Here is a 15,524-nt window from a genome sequence, read left to right as displayed (position 1 = left end):
CTGTTATCAACAATCTTTCCACTATCTTTTATTTTATGAAGTAACTCTAAGATTCCAATCTTTAATTCTTCAAATACTTTATCTAATTCTCTTACTGTAAGTCCATCCTCATATTGGTCTAATAATGCATCATATCTTTTTTCTTTATATCCATAATAATCTGCAAATCTTTTTTGAAACTCTACCATCTTTTCTAAATGTGGTTTAAATATTTCAAAGTCCTTCTTTTCCTTTGCTTCTTCCCAAGCTCCCTGAGACATTGCTGAAGAAAGAATAAACTCCTTATACATTTCCTCTGGTATTTTCTTTGTTTGCTCATATCTTTTTTTAGAGTGATTTACAATTCCCTTATCCATATCTGATAATTCTTCAGTATTCTCTTTAAAATACTCAAGAATTTCACCCATTTTATCAGACGTAGTTAACTTAAATAATTCTCCTGATAGAAACTCCACAACACCAGCTCTTTGCTCTATTGCTTTCCTCGGCATTTTTGTTTGCATATCCCAATAAGCAAGTTCTAATGCTGCATTCATCTTTCCTATCTTATCTACTTCTACTTTTAATTCTTTTAACTTTTCTTCCATTCTTCCTCCTACCATTCTGGTCCAAAATATAAAACTGATTCAGTTTCTCTACAATACTTTGTTACCATACATTCACTAAGCTTTCTTGGACATTTAAAGCATACACACCCTAAATCTTTTCCATCACAGTTTCCATTTTTGATTTCTGGACACTCTTCACAATTTACTCCAACACCTGCTGCCATTTTCTCTTCCTCCTTTAAATATATTTACTCTATTATATCAAACTAACAAAAAGAAAAAAGATATCTAAAAATATAGATACCTTTTTAACTATTTATCCTAATATATCTTTTCTTTTAAAATTTATATTTGCTAATGTTAAGAACACTGCTGTTGATACAACCATTAACACTATTCCATGCTCTGGTTTTAACATTATATTATCATATAAACCACCACTGTTACCTTCAATAACTGCTAGAGGATTATTATATCCTAAGAATGTCATATGACTTAAATATCCAAGTCCACGCACAAAGTTTGGTAGTATTGTACCACCAAATAAAACTATTGTTGCAATTGACATTGATATTATACTGCTTTTACATACTGTTGTAATTAAAAACACTAAAGATGTTGATGCTATTATAAATAATCCCTGTAATAAAAATACTTGTACCATTAATTCTTTCATAGTAATGTAATATCCTGAACCCATTACTTCCATAATTCTTTTTATTCCATACTCTTGCATATATAATTTATCATATTCATATTCTACACCAACCTTTGCTAAAAGGTTTAAACTATCAAATCCATTTATCATTCCTGCTATTACATATATTATTAATTGAGTTCCTATAATTAATAATATTAAAGTCGTTACTAACAAAATAAATTTTGACATTAATATTTTCATTCTTGAAACTGGTTGTATTAAAAGAAATTTAAAAGTTTCATTTGTTCCTTCATCTGATACTATATCACTCCCAAAAAGTGCTATGAAAAGCGGGATTAAAAAAGCTAATGTATATGAATAATTAATCATTATACTAGCTGGTTCAAATCTTTGTACGTTTAAAGGCTTTACATTCTTTTCTAGTGAATGTTGTAATAAAACTACTGTTTCTTCCTTCCTTGAAATTGATTCATTTAATAGTTTCAGCTCTTCTTTTTTTCTTTCTTTACTTAATATTGTATTTTCTTTTAGGATAGCTCTCTGCTTTTTCAAGTCTGTTAACTCCCAGTTCCCCTTCTCTAACTCTTTTTTCGTATGTTCTTGCCAAGGTGTTGGATTTATTTTTTCTTTTTCCCAGTATTTTAAATTATTTTTATAAGTTCTTATTTCATCTTTAATATGGTCAGCTCGCTCCTTTAACTTTCTTACTTCATCACTTTCAGAAGCCTCAGCTATCTCATTTTCTACATTTCTAAGCTCTTCTTTTGCAAAGCTTATATCTTCCTTACAAATTTTTATCATATAATCTGGCTTATCCTTTAACTTTGCCCGTTCACCATTCATATATAGCAAAAAAGTAAAGCCTATTGCTGTTAATGCAAATAAAATGATTAAAATTCTTGTTTTTGGTTTCTTAAAAAATTTTATAAATTCATTTTTTATAAGTGCTCCCATTCTTCCCCCTCCATAAAATTCCCAATTACCTTAATATTAATTTAAATACCTTAATTAATTTATATGTATTTTCTTATTTTTTTCTTAATTTCCTTAATCTACAAGAAAAATACTCAACTTAATTTTATATCAAGTTGAGTATTTTTTCTATTTAAACTAAAATATCTTTTTTCTTAAAGTTAAACTGTGCTATTGCTAATAGAACAATTGTTGATACTACCATAAGTATTAATCCTAGTTGACTACTATAGCTTACATTATAATACATATAAGCTATTTCCCCACCTATAACTGCCGTTGGATTATTATATCCTAAGAAAGTTAAATGAGCATATTTCCCTAGTTGTGTTATAAACATAGGTAAAATTGAACCACCAACTAACACCACAGTTGAAGCTGCCATTGAAATCATATTACTTTTACAAACTGTTGATATCATAAATACTAATGCACATCCTGCAATTATAAATAATGTTTGGAACAAGAATACTTGTCCAACATACTCTCCAAGAGTTATATGATGACCTGTATTTATAATTTCTACAACTTCCTCAAATCCCTCTTTAAGTTGGATTGGGTCATACTCAAATTTTGTTCCTACTTTATATAATAATTTTAAATGGTCAAATCCCTTTGTAAATCCAACTACTAAAAATATTACTATTTGTGTTCCCATTATTAAACCAAGTGTCGTAATTACTAATGTTATAAACTTAGACCATAGGACTTTACTTCTTTTTACTGGTTGTATTAAAAGAAACTTAAACGTTTCATTTGTCGCTTCATCTGATACTATATCACTTCCAAATATAGCTATAAATAATGGAATTGCTAAAGATAATATCATTGAAAAAGTCATAATTAAATTTCCTGCTACAAACTCTCCCCCATTTAAAGGTTTTACATCTATACTTAATGCATATTCTGCTCTAACATTTCTATCTTTTATACTTTTAATTTCTCTTTCAAGTCTTCCTATTTCCCTCTCTTTATCAGCCTCTTTCATCCCTTTAGAATTTTCAAATACTTCAATTTCTTTCTTTATTCCTTCTATTCTTTCATTACTTTCCTTAATTTCTTTTTTAAGCTTCGTTTGCCATGGTATTGGATTTAATTTTTCTTTTTTTAATTCTTCTAATCTTTTATATGAATTTTCTAAATCCTCATTATAATAACGTAAATTTTCTTCATATGATTTAATCTCTTCTTTATCTGTTGATGTTTTCAATTCCTTTTTTAATTCTTCTATAGATTCCTTTGTATATTTTATATTACTTTCTTCATTTTCTATTTGATATTCAACACTATCATATTTTTCCCATCTTACACTGTCTCTCTGTGCTAGAAATACACACCCTGCCGCAGCTATAAAAAATAATACTAATAATGCCCTTGTTTTAGGTCTTTTAAATAATTTAATAAATTCATTTTTTACTAATGTAAACATTAATTTTCCCCTCCTTCAACAAGTTCCATATATCTTCTTTCTAATCCATCTTTACTTCTATACATTTCTACAACCCTAACATTTTCTTTAACTAATACTTGTAAAAGTTTTGGAGATGTTTTTTCATGAATTACTAAATGATATTCACCTTGAATTTCTGTTACCTTATCCACAAATCCTTGCTTCGTTAAAATATCTAATATTTTTTCCTTTTCTTCTTCTACTACTAATACAAAGTTTTCTTTGCTTCCTCCAATAGTAGATGTACCCATGCTTTCTACTGATTTTATTACTCCATCCTTTAAGAATGCAACTCTATCACACATTAATTCAATTTCACTTAAAATATGTGATGATACAAAAACTGCAATATTTTTTTCCTTTGCAATTTTCTTAATAAGCTCTCTAAACTCTCTAATCCCTGTTGGGTCTAAACCATTTGTTGGCTCATCTAAAATTAAAACCTTTGGGTCTCCTACAAGAGCTGCTGCAATCCCAAGTCTTTGCTTCATTCCTAATGAATACCTTTTTGACTTATCGTCTATTCTGTCTTCAAGCCCTACAAGCTTTATTAATTCATCAATCTTCTCTTTTGGAACCTTTCTTACTCTTGCAATTTGCATTAAGTTTTCTCTTCCTGATAAAAACTTATATATTGCAGGATTTTCAACAACTGCCCCAATATGTGTTAAAGCTTCTTCTCTTCTTTTCTCTAAATCTTTTCCACATATCTCAACAATACCTTCATTTTGTCTTATAAGACCAACAAGCATTCTTATAGTTGTTGTTTTACCAGAACCATTTGGTCCTAAAAATCCAAATACCTCTCCTTCTTCAACTGCAAAATTTAAGTCCTTTATAATTTCTCTCTTACTTAAAGACTTCTTTAAATTCTTAACCTCTAAAACTATCATTAACTCTTCCCCCTACTTACTCTATAAACAAATAATAAAACAAACTTCTTAATTATTTGTTATATTCTTCCTTAATATTTCCTTAACATTTCCTTAAGACACATAAAAAAGCAGATTAAACTAGCAATAATACTAATCTAACCTGCTTACTTTCTTTAAAATAAAGTAAATAATAACATTACTACAACTCCTGGTATTCCAAAAATCCCTGCAATAAGTGCTGTTACTATATTTATTCCTATATGAATTCCAAATCCTGCACCGATTAAGTTAACTACCCATAGTAATATAACTCCACCAATACCGTTCAATAATAATTTTATTGGCCATTTTAATAATTTTATTATTACATATAAAATTATTAATCCTATCAACATATAAATTAATCCATCCATTTTTTTCACCTCACCTCTTATTTAATACCTTAATAACTAATATTCGGCAAGTCTTGTGCAATTTCCTATTATATATTCTCTTGATGCTACTATTCCATTTCTTTTTGCAAGCTCCATAAAATAAGAATATCTTTTCATTGCAGCTTTTTCTGCATATATAGCAACCTCAATTAAAAGTGGATCACGTACATTATCAAATGCACTTCTTGCAATTTCTATCTCTGCCTTTGTTCTAGTTATTTGCTCTAGTATATAATCTTTTTCACTCTTATTTCCTAATATATTATTAAGATATCCTTTTATGTTATTTTTTTTCATTTTTGTATTCCCCCTAAAAATTTTCTTATTTTAATCTTGTCCAAATTTTTAAGGTTTATACAATTTTTTTATTTTTGTAACAAAAAGATATAGAGTTCATAGTATATAGCATAAGAAGCTTTTCACTCATTCTCAAAACAAAACTTCTAACTCCCATCTATGAACAAGGCTCAAAGGTAAACTTTGAGCCTTTCTTTTCTTATATAATTGTTCTTCCTTGTAATGCCTTAGATAAAGTTACTTCATCTGCATACTCTAAATCTCCACCAACAGGTATACCTGCTGCGATTCTAGTTACTTTAACATCTAAAGGCTTTAATATCTTTGCTATATACATAGCAGTTGCTTCACCTTCAATGTTAGGGTTAGTTGCTATAATAACTTCTTTTACTGTATCACTCATTCTAGCCACTAATTCTCTTATTCTTATATCTTGTGGGCCTCTTCCTTGCATTGGTGAAAGATTTCCATGAAGTACATGATAAAGACCATTAAACTCTTTTACTTTCTCCATTGTCATAATATCTTTTGGTTGCTCTACAACACAAATTATACTCTTGTCCCTATTAGGATTTCCACAAATTGAACAAGGGTCTGAATCTGTAAAGTTTCCACAAACTGAACAATATTTTATAGTTCCTCTAGCTTTAACAAGTGCATCTGCAAACTCACGCACTTCATCATCTGGAAGATTTAAAATATGTAATGTTAATCTTTGAGCTGTTTTTTGTCCTATACTTGGAAGCTTTGCAAACTCACCAATAAGCTTCTCTATTGCAACTGGATAAAATTCCATAATTATTTCTCCTTGTAAACTTTATTTTTATATTATTCATTATACACTAAGTTTACCTTTAAAGTATTCTATTTATTCTCCCATATAGTTGACATATCAACTATATGGTGATAAACTTTATTTAGTTGCTAAAGCAACTTTTATTTTGATTTTAATTTAGTTGCTAAGGCAACTTTTGAAAGGAGGAGTTTTAAATGAACTCATTACAAAAATTCACTATATTATCACTATCATTTCTTTCACTTATTGCGACAGCTGCTATGGCACCTGCACTTACTAGCATTCAATCACATTTTATAACTGCTTCTCCAACTCTTATAAAATACGTTGTTACTTTACCAGCTTTAATTTGTATTCCTATTGGACTTTTAAATAATACATTTTTAAAATATATTGGGAAAAAGAAGCTTATTTTAATTGGTGTCATACTTTATACAATCGGAGGTTTATCTTCAGTTTTTGCGACTGGTATTTATTCACTTTTATTTACAAAAGCTATTTTAGGTCTTGGACTTGGAATTACAGCACCTCTTTCTTTAGTTTTAATAGGTGACTTTTTTCATGGAAAAGAAAGAGCTAAGTTTATGGGATTTTCTACTGCAAGTACTAATTTAGGTGGTATTCTTTCAACTCTTTTAGTTGGATTTTTAACTACTTTTGGCTTTAGATATTCTTTCTTAGTTTATGGAATTGGTATAATAATTTTTATTTTAATTCTTTTATTTTTACCACAAATTCCTGACCAAAATGAAGATACTGATTTACATAACTCTTCTTCTGTAACAATAAAAGAAATAGAAGAAGACATTAAGCTTAATAAAGGAATTTTTAAGTATGCTCTTTTAACTATGCTTGCACTTATAGCTTTCTATGCTATTCCAACAAATATGGATTTCTTAGTTAAATTCAAACATCTTGGAACTGCATCAACTGCTGCAAACATTGTTTCTATAAGCACTTTATCTTCTCTTGTTTCAGCTTTACTTTTTCCAAAGCTTATAAAATTATTTAAATCCTCTTATGTTTTAATTATATTTATTTTAATGACAGTTGGATTTATTATTTTAGGTATAGGACATGCTCTTTCACTTATAATATTAGGAGCTATTTTTATAGGCTTTAGCTTTGGAGGAATTATCCCTTTCAGTATGTTATTTGCTTCAAACTTAGTTCATAAAACACATACTGGATTATCTATTTTAATAGTTACAACTGCAATTTATGTAGGCGAATTTTTATCACCATTAGTGCTTCAAATTCTTTCTAACTTTTTAAGAATAAACAATGTTATTGGTTGTCTTCTTGGAGCTGCTGTAATTTGCTTATTAGCAATTTTTGTATCTATCTATGTTATAATAAGTAATAGAAAAGTTTTAGTATAATGTAAAGGAGTTTTTAAATTGAATAGTTTACCCTTAGATTTATTAAGAAATGCTGCCCTTTTTAGAAAGCAATACTATATTTATATTTCTAAAGCCATTAAAGATTTTGATTTAAATATAAGCTCTGCAGAATTTGGATTTTTAAAAGAACTTATTTATAATGATGGAGTTATTCAAGAAGTTTTAGTCCATAATACTTGCATTGATAAGGCAGCTACTAGCAGAATAATTAAATCCTTAGAAACTCAAAATTTAATCAAGCGTGTTCGTAATGAAAATGATAAACGTAGCTTTAATGTTTTTTTAACGCCTGATGGTAAAAAACTTGTACCTACAATTGAAACTATTTTAAACCATTGGTATTCATCAGTTCAATCTTCTGTAGGTTCTGAGAATTTAAATACTTTTATAACACTTTTTACTGACATAAATGCAAATAGCTTTAAATAGAACCGTTCTATTTAAAGCTATTTTTTTAATTAATTATATTTAGCGTATTTCATAAAGTTCACCACACCAAGCTTTTCAAGCCTTGTTGCATGTTTCTTTAATCGTCTTACATAATCTTTGTAATCTCTATTTTCTTTTTTACTCCATCCAATTTCTGCATGCCCAAGCATTCGTGGATAAATCATATAATCCATTCCTTCTCTTGTTTCTATTGTTTCCGCAAATAAAGCAGCTTCAACACCTAGAACAAGTTCTTTTTTTGCAAAATCTGTTGGGTCCCAATTATAAGAGTCCTTTATAGAATTATGCCCTGCCCATGAAAGACCATATGGTGTTGTACTATCATACTTCATGTCTAAATACGCCTTGCTTGCTATGGAAATTATCATCTTCATTTCTTTTTTAGTTCCTTCTTCATTTGAATCCTTCCAATTTTGAAGAACAGTCCTATTATCAATTTCAGAAGATGTATCTATTGGATCCCATCCTATTGGTGTTTTCCCATAACTTTGAACCATTTTTGAAACTCTTCCCACAAAATAATCATAATCCTTCTTTGGTGTTACATGAGTTTCATCACCACCTATATGAATATATTTAGAAGGTGATATTTCCACAACTTCTTTTATAATATCTTCAATGAATTCATAAGTTTTTTCATCCCTACACATAAGAGAGCTTATTCCAACTTCAATACCTGTATAAACTTCCTTTTTAATACCATTTGGATTTAAAAAATCATAAGATGCAAGCATTGCAGTCGTATGCCCTGGCATATCAAACTCTGGAATAACTTCAATATATCTTTCATTTGCATACTCTACTATTTCTTTAAAATCTTCCTGTGTATAATATCCACCTTCACCTCCACCAACTGATGTTTTACCTCCTATTTCAGTAAGCTTTGGATATTTCTTCATTTCTAATCTAAAACCTTGGTCATCACTTAAATGCAAATGTAATTTATTTACCTTATACCTTGATAAAATATCTATTTGCCTCTTTACTTCTTCTACTGAAAAAAAGTGTCTTGCTACATCAAGCATTATTCCTCTATACTCATATTCTGGGCTATCTTTTATCTCTACAAATGGTATTACTGCTTTAATATCTTTACTATTACTATCTTCTAATTCTTCTGGTGCTATTTGTCTAAAGGTTTGTAGCCCTCTAAATATTCCTTCTGCTGTTTTTCCTTCAATTAATATTCCCTTTTCTCCTACACTTATTTCATAACCTTCATTTCCAATGTCTTCTTTATCTTTTGTTATCTTTAATTGAATATAATTTTCTTCAACCTTTTTTGAATTTACTTCAAATGAGATTCCTGTTCCTTTTAATATTCTTTTTAATTCACGACTATTTTTTTCTAATCCTTCTTTATCATTTCCTACTAAAGAAATTTTAGTTTTCTCATTAATTTCAAAAGCTCCATCTTTTTCAACATAACTTAACGGAACTGGTAAAATTATATTTTTCACTTCTTCTGTTCCTACCTCTTCACTTCCTTTTTTTGACATTAAGAAAATTCCAAAGGTAAATACTATTACCCCCACCAGTATAGTTCCCCACATAAATAATAATTTTTTCATACCCTCTCCCACTTTAATTTTCATCTTATTTAAGGTCTATTATTACCTTTTATTTTTTATTCCCATATCTCTAATGATTTATAATAATTTATATTCTTCAAAGACATTCTATTTCCTTGTATTTTAAGTCTTTTTTTATACTCATTCCAATTTCTATTTTCTTTTGTTGTCCACCCTATTTCACTATATCCTAAAAGTCTTGGATATATCATATATTCTAATTCTTCCTTGTTCTTTATAGTTTCAGTCCATACTGGTGCTTCTATTCCTAAAACTAATTCTTTAGGTGCAAAATCTGTTAAGTCCCAGTTATATCCCTTTTCTACATTTATAAATCCAGCCCAATCTCCTCCTATTGGTGAATTTTCATCATATTTCATATCTAAATAAGCTTTGCTGGCTATAGAAATTATCATATTCATTTTTTTGTTTTTAGCCTGTTCGTTAGAATCTTTCCAATTTTGAAGTATTACATCCTTGTTTATTCCTGTGGCTGTATCAATAGGGTCCCATCCTATTGGAGTTTTCCCATATTTCTTTGCAATTTTTGAAACTCTCTCTACAAAATAATTATAATCTTCTTTTGATGTTGAATCTGCCTCATCACCACCTATATGTATATATTTTGAAGGAGATATATTGCTTACTTCTTTTATAATATCCTCTATTACAGTATATGTTGCTTCACTCTTGCACATTAAGCTACTAAAACCAACATCAGTCCCTGTATATAATGGCTTTCGTCTTCCATTTGGATTTAAAAATTCATAAGATGCAAGCATCGCATTTGTATGTCCTGGCATATCAAACTCTGGTATTATTTCAACATATCTTTCCTTTGCATAATTTACTATCTCTTTGAAATGCTCTTGAGTATAATATCCTCCTATACCACCACCTACTTGTGTCTGACCTCCAATACTTGTAAGCTTAGGCCACTTCTTTATTTCTAATCTAAAGCCTTGGTCATCACTTAAATGTAAATGCACTTTATTTATTTTATAATCTGCCGCAAAATCTATCTGCTCCTTTATATCATCTACAGGGAAAAAGTGTCTTGCAACATCTATCATCAATCCTCTATACTCATATTCTGGTTTATCTTCTATCTCTATAATTGGTGCCTTCCAACTTATATTTTTCATCACATCCATACCCTCTATTTCTGTCGGCAATAATTGTATTAATGTTTTAGTTCCTCTAAAAATCCCCTCTGGCTTATGCCCTAAAATTTCTACTGTTTTTTCAGTACTCTTTAGCTTATATCCCTCGTTACCAAGACCAATTGCACCTCCAACTGTAGTTAAGTAAATATAGCTTCCTATTGGCTTTTCATTTTTTATAATTCTAATATCAAAGCCTGTTGATTTATCTAACCTTTTCTTTAATAAATTTGCTATATTAAAAATCTCTTCGGTCTCAACATTATTTTTTCCTTGAACATATATTTTAGTATCTTTTAAAAGACTAAAACTTCCACTTTCAATTTTATATTTATTCGGCTTTGGTATTACATCAATTTCTCTATCTTCATATGCATAAGAATTTATTCCTATATTTCCTAAAATGAATAAAATAGCAATCAATAATACCTTTAAGAATTTTTTCATTTTCTTCACTCCTTAAAATTTTTTCTTACTATTTTTATTCCCAAATTAATCTATAATTATTAAAAAACACCTCAGAAATTTTATTTCTGAGGTGTTCCTATATAAATGGAAGCCACTAATATAATTTATATATGCATAATACGTTTTATTGCATATCTTGTTATTATATTAAAATTTAAGGAGGCTTCTATGTCTTTTAATAATTGTACTTTTAATAACTTTAATAACTTTAATAATAATCAACATTGCAATTGTCGTCCTAATAAATGGTCATGTATTCCCTATCCTTACGAATCTAAGCCATATTTAGGAATCGATAATACAGCTGGCTTTTGGCCACTTTACTATTTTTATCGAAAAAATAATTCTTTTTTAACCATCTATAATGAAACTATTTCTTTTAATATTGATAATCCTTGTAATACCAATTTCTATAAGGAACTTGAATTAGTTGAAGATGTTCAAGCGAATTTAACCGATAAACAAAAGGAAATTGCACTTTTCTTTGGTACTGGAGTCCCACTTCAACAACTAACTCCAATACTTTTAAAACTTATCTCAGCTTATTCCATAACTCCACCTAAAGCCGCTAAATTAATGTGTTGTGTTCAAAATGCACTTAATGATGCTTTTGTACTTGCTTGGCACTTTAAATATCTTTTTGATATTCCAAGACCATGTCAGCTAAATACTAATTTAATTACCTATCTAAATACCCCTAAATTCCCAAGTTATCCATCTGGCCATTCTGTAGTTTCTGGTACTTTTGAAACTGTTCTATCATACTTTTTCCCAAAAGAAAAAGATTCATTGAAAACTTTAGCACAAACTGCTTCAATTTCTAGGTTATATGGTGGAATACATTTTGAATATGATTTAACTCAAGGTCTTAATCTTGGCCGTCAAATCGGAGCTATCATAGTTGATATTTTGAAAAAGGAACGAGATGAAAATAACATTTTAATCAACGCTCCCTTCACCAACTCTTCTTCTTATGATATTTTCCCTAAATTTTAGAGGGAGTGGCATAGCCACCCCCTTTATTTTTGCTCTTTCAACAATATCTCTTTTTCTTTAATAAATTCTCTTTCCATTGCATCGTTTATAGCCTTCATTATTTCATCAACACTTTTTCCTTCACTAACTCCTAAATTAAAGATATTATCCCATAATTTAAAAGCTTTATAATCTAACGCTGTAACTTTATATTCCTCTGTTTTCATCATTGATTCTTCATATAATTTTTGTTCTTTTTGTCCACCTAAAAATTCATTTTTATGCTTCATTGTATCACTATTATTTCTAAATGGCTCATAAGCTGATACACTTCCAAGTCTTCCTAAATCATTATATTTAAAGATATAAAATTCAATAAACTTCCATGCTGCCGCTTTATTTTTACTGTTTTTTGCCATTGAAACAAGAGTTGCGTTATTCCATCCATAATTCCCAAAAGGTAGTGATGTTACTCTCCATTTTCCTTTTTGTTCTGGAACCATTGTCTGTAGTTCATTAGCTCCCCACGAACCTAAATATAGCATTGCTATTTGATTATCCTTTAATAATTTTTGCCCTTTTTCAGACCAAATATCAGTAAGTGGTGAAAGCCCTTTTGTATGAGATGCTGCTGCTATCTCAATAGCTTCCTTAAACTTCTCATTATCTCTTACATACTCTAATTTTTCATTAAAATATGGCATCTCAGATGTAGATACTCTAATCATTTCTGCAACCCATTGCATTATATAAATATTATCATTTCGAAGGGTTTCTCCTATTTTGAACCAATTCTCTTTATTCTCCATGAATTTTGCAAGCTCCTTTGGTTCACTTGGAAAGCCATACTTTTCCATTATATCTGCTCTATAATAAGTAACAATCGGTGCACTTGCAACAGAAAGTCCTAACATTTCACTTCCATCAATGGATTCTCCAAGCTCCCATAACTCTTTATCAAAGTCCTTCTTATATTTTTCTAATCCATAATCTTCTTTTAATAAATTCTCTAGTCCTTCTATTCCATTAAATTCTCCATAATGATTACTGTCTATAATAAATAAATCAGCATCACCTTCTTCTTTTAGTAAGGATTTTTTATAAGGCATTTCATATTCTCCATAAGTAAATACTTTTAAATTTATTTTTATATTTGGATTTTCTTTTTCAAATTCCTTTATTACTTCTTCTAGCCCACCAAAATATGACCATAAATTTAATGTTATTACTCCATCCTCTGCTTCCGCCTTACTATCTATTGTCTCTTCTTCCTTAGTACTTGCCCCACATCCTACTAAAAATATCATACATAATATTAATAAAATTACTCTTATAAATTTTTTATTTCTCACTTTCTCTTCCCCTCATCTTCTCTATTAAATTTTTCAATTCTACTGGTTTACTAAATAGATATCCTTGTAGTTCATCACATCTAATACTTTCTAAGTATTCTCTTTCTTCCTCTAATTCAATTCCTTCTGCTACTACATTTAGCTCTAAGCTATGTGCTATCTCAACTATTAGCTTAACCACTATTTTTTTCTTTTCATTTTTATGGATGTTCATTACAAAATCCCTATCTATTTTAACCTCATTTATAGGTAATGACATAAGTTGATTTATTGATGAGTACCCTTTCCCAAAATCATCTATTGATACATTAATCCCCATTTTCTTTAAGTCAACTATCATTCCACTTACCATAGCTACATTTTTTATAAGAACTCCTTCTGTTATCTCAACAGTTAAATATTTAGGCTCTAATTTCGATTTCATTAAAGCATCCTTTATTACATCTAATATTTCATGATTTGCAAAATGCTTTGCTGATACATTCACTGAAATAGGAACCTTTTTACCTCCTATATCTTGAAGATACTTATTTTTTTTACAAGCTTCATAGATAACCCATTTATCTATTTCTAATATTAAATCTGATTCTTCTGCTATTGGTATAAATTTGTTAGGTGGAATTAACTCCTCATCTTTCTTCCATCTTATAAGTGCTTCTAAGCTTTTTATTTCTAATGATTTACCTGAAAATTTTGGTTGATAATATAATAAAAACTCCTCTTTTTCAAGTGCATTATTTATTCCCTCTTCAATACTCACTTTTTCTAATAATTTTTCATTTATTTCTTCATTAAATAATTGTACGTAATTTCCGCCATTTTCTTTAGATGTATACATTGCAATATCTGCATATTTTATTATTGTATCTATCTCTTTACTATCATCTGGATACATGCTCACACCAATACTACATTTTGAACTTATCACTAAATCATCTATCTTAAATTCCTCTTCAAAGGATTTTATTACACCTATGCCTAAGTCTTCTATCTCTCTATTTGTATTTGGTTTTATTACAAATACAAACTCATCACCACCTAATCTAAATACCTTGCAATTCTTATTTTTTAATCGCTTAAACCTTTCTGCTACTTTAACTAAAAATTTATCTCCAATATAATGTCCCCAAGTATCATTAATCACTTTAAATCTATTTAAATCTATAAACATTACACAAATTCTACTATCTCTATTCTTCAAAATTAATTCATCAAGATATTTTTTAAAATAACTTCTATTTGGTAATTTAGTTAAAGGGTCATAATATGCTAACTCATAAAGTCTATCTTGTGTTTTATTTAATTTTATAAAGTTTTCTCGTAGCTTGTCCGACATTTCCCTTATATTTTCACCTAAGGCTCTAATCTCAAGAATACTTTCCTCTTCCCATTCAATCGCCACATTATTTTCTATCTTTTCTGATAATCCTTTTGTTATCATGGACAGTTTATATAAATTATTGAAGATTACTCTATTTAATATCATAGCTAAAAATCCAATAATTAAAGTTATTAAAACTAATAATTTAAATCTACTTATATGTTCCTTGATTATACTTTTATTGTAAGTTGCTGTTGGAACTTCTACTTTCATTATCAATTCATTATTTATAATTTTATTGCTATATACAAAATAAGAGTCTACCCAGTGATTATCAATTATATAATTTCTTTTTATAGGAATGACTTTACTCAAAGTATCATTTAATTCTTTTTCTTTGTAATTTTCATAATTTAACTTTTCTTTTTCATAGTTGTTTATATATAAAATTTCTCTTCCATTATCGCCTTGGAGCCTTATATCAAACTCTTTATATCTAGATATTCTTTTTATACTTTCTTCTAGTATTCCCTTTTCTATTACTCCTGCAAGCTTAAGATTTGTTATTGATGCCTCTGACCATGTAGATAGTTCGTCATCAATATATCTATATATTTCAGCTGATAGCTCCTCTACATTCTTACAAATATTTTTATAGCTTTTCCCCAAATCTATATACATATTTATTACAAAAGGAATAACTATAGCAAGTGCTAAGGTATGGATTATTATATCTATATATTTTAAAGTTACCTTTTTCTTATATAGCTTATTTTTTATAAAATACA

The 15,524-nt window shown here is 28.7% G+C and carries 14 protein-coding genes and 1 pseudogene; 3 read left to right on the top strand and 12 right to left on the bottom strand.

Features of this window, described 5'->3' with window-relative positions:
* The 8 genes and pseudogenes from ACRC28_RS06020 to recR all read right to left on the bottom strand — a co-directional run.
* A pseudogene (locus ACRC28_RS06020) lies at positions 1 to 587 on the bottom strand (carboxypeptidase M32); the annotation flags it as partial.
* A gap of 8 nt (positions 588 to 595) precedes the next feature.
* A complete protein-coding gene (locus tag ACRC28_RS06015) occupies positions 596 to 772 on the bottom strand; it encodes a hypothetical protein (RefSeq protein WP_438542545.1) in 177 nt (58 codons plus the stop codon).
* A gap of 92 nt (positions 773 to 864) precedes the next feature.
* On the bottom strand, positions 865 to 2,163 hold the full coding sequence (locus ACRC28_RS06010; RefSeq protein WP_438542544.1) for an ABC transporter permease subunit: 1,299 nt from the start codon (positions 2,161 to 2,163) through the stop codon (positions 865 to 867).
* A 151-nt stretch (positions 2,164 to 2,314) separates the two neighbouring features.
* Complete coding sequence (locus tag ACRC28_RS06005; RefSeq protein WP_438542543.1) at positions 2,315 to 3,610, bottom strand: ABC transporter permease subunit; 1,296 nt, start codon at positions 3,608 to 3,610, stop codon at positions 2,315 to 2,317.
* Complete coding sequence (locus ACRC28_RS06000) at positions 3,610 to 4,524, bottom strand: ABC transporter ATP-binding protein (RefSeq protein WP_438542542.1); 915 nt, start codon at positions 4,522 to 4,524, stop codon at positions 3,610 to 3,612. The genes ACRC28_RS06005 and ACRC28_RS06000 overlap by 1 nt, the downstream gene beginning before the upstream one ends.
* Before the next feature lie 155 nt (positions 4,525 to 4,679).
* A complete protein-coding gene (locus ACRC28_RS05995; RefSeq protein ID WP_438542541.1) occupies positions 4,680 to 4,919 on the bottom strand; it encodes a pro-sigmaK processing inhibitor BofA family protein in 240 nt (79 codons plus the stop codon).
* A 36-nt stretch (positions 4,920 to 4,955) separates the two neighbouring features.
* Positions 4,956 to 5,237, bottom strand: coding sequence for a DUF2508 family protein (locus tag ACRC28_RS05990; RefSeq protein WP_438542540.1), 282 nt, complete (start codon positions 5,235 to 5,237; stop codon positions 4,956 to 4,958).
* A gap of 199 nt (positions 5,238 to 5,436) precedes the next feature.
* Positions 5,437 to 6,033 (bottom strand): recombination mediator RecR, encoded by a 597-nt coding sequence (gene recR, locus ACRC28_RS05985; protein WP_438542539.1) that lies wholly within the window; start codon positions 6,031 to 6,033, stop codon positions 5,437 to 5,439.
* A 194-nt stretch (positions 6,034 to 6,227) separates the two neighbouring features.
* Between recR and ACRC28_RS05980 the strand changes: the two genes are divergently transcribed.
* Together ACRC28_RS05980 and ACRC28_RS05975 are read left to right on the top strand one after the other, a co-directional pair.
* Positions 6,228 to 7,415 (top strand): MFS transporter, encoded by a 1,188-nt coding sequence (locus ACRC28_RS05980; protein WP_438542538.1) that lies wholly within the window; start codon positions 6,228 to 6,230, stop codon positions 7,413 to 7,415.
* 18 nt (positions 7,416 to 7,433) lie between these two features.
* A complete protein-coding gene (locus ACRC28_RS05975) occupies positions 7,434 to 7,865 on the top strand; it encodes a MarR family winged helix-turn-helix transcriptional regulator (RefSeq protein WP_438542537.1) in 432 nt (143 codons plus the stop codon).
* A gap of 29 nt (positions 7,866 to 7,894) precedes the next feature.
* Here ACRC28_RS05975 and ACRC28_RS05970 read toward each other — a convergent pair whose 3' ends face one another.
* Entirely contained in the window at positions 7,895 to 9,457 is a 1,563-nt protein-coding gene (locus tag ACRC28_RS05970; RefSeq protein ID WP_438542536.1) for a family 20 glycosylhydrolase, read from the bottom strand.
* A 56-nt stretch (positions 9,458 to 9,513) separates the two neighbouring features.
* Positions 9,514 to 11,067 carry a family 20 glycosylhydrolase gene (locus tag ACRC28_RS05965; protein WP_438542535.1) on the bottom strand — a complete coding sequence of 518 codons (1,554 nt, stop codon included), beginning with the start codon at positions 11,065 to 11,067 and terminating at the stop codon, positions 9,514 to 9,516.
* Positions 11,068 to 11,256: 189 nt separating this feature from the next.
* On the opposite strand from ACRC28_RS05965, the gene ACRC28_RS05960 reads away from it, so the two are divergent.
* Positions 11,257 to 12,084: a vanadium-dependent haloperoxidase gene (locus ACRC28_RS05960; RefSeq protein WP_438542534.1), complete on the top strand. Its 828-nt coding sequence runs from the start codon at positions 11,257 to 11,259 to the stop codon at positions 12,082 to 12,084.
* Between the two features lie 23 nt (positions 12,085 to 12,107).
* Here the strand turns inward: ACRC28_RS05960 and ACRC28_RS05955 are convergent, their stop codons facing one another.
* Both ACRC28_RS05955 and ACRC28_RS05950 read right to left on the bottom strand, forming a co-directional pair.
* Positions 12,108 to 13,415 (bottom strand): ABC transporter substrate-binding protein, encoded by a 1,308-nt coding sequence (locus ACRC28_RS05955; RefSeq protein ID WP_438542533.1) that lies wholly within the window; start codon positions 13,413 to 13,415, stop codon positions 12,108 to 12,110.
* On the bottom strand, positions 13,405 to 15,524 hold a 2,120-nt coding region (locus ACRC28_RS05950), incomplete at its 5' end, for a putative bifunctional diguanylate cyclase/phosphodiesterase (RefSeq protein WP_438542532.1). The genes ACRC28_RS05950 and ACRC28_RS05955, both read right to left, overlap by 11 nt.

It is taken from the genome of Clostridium sp. (assembly GCF_051650885.1).
GTDB lineage: Bacteria > Bacillota > Clostridia > Clostridiales > Clostridiaceae > Clostridium.
This window is presented reverse-complemented; position numbering and strand designations above follow the sequence as displayed.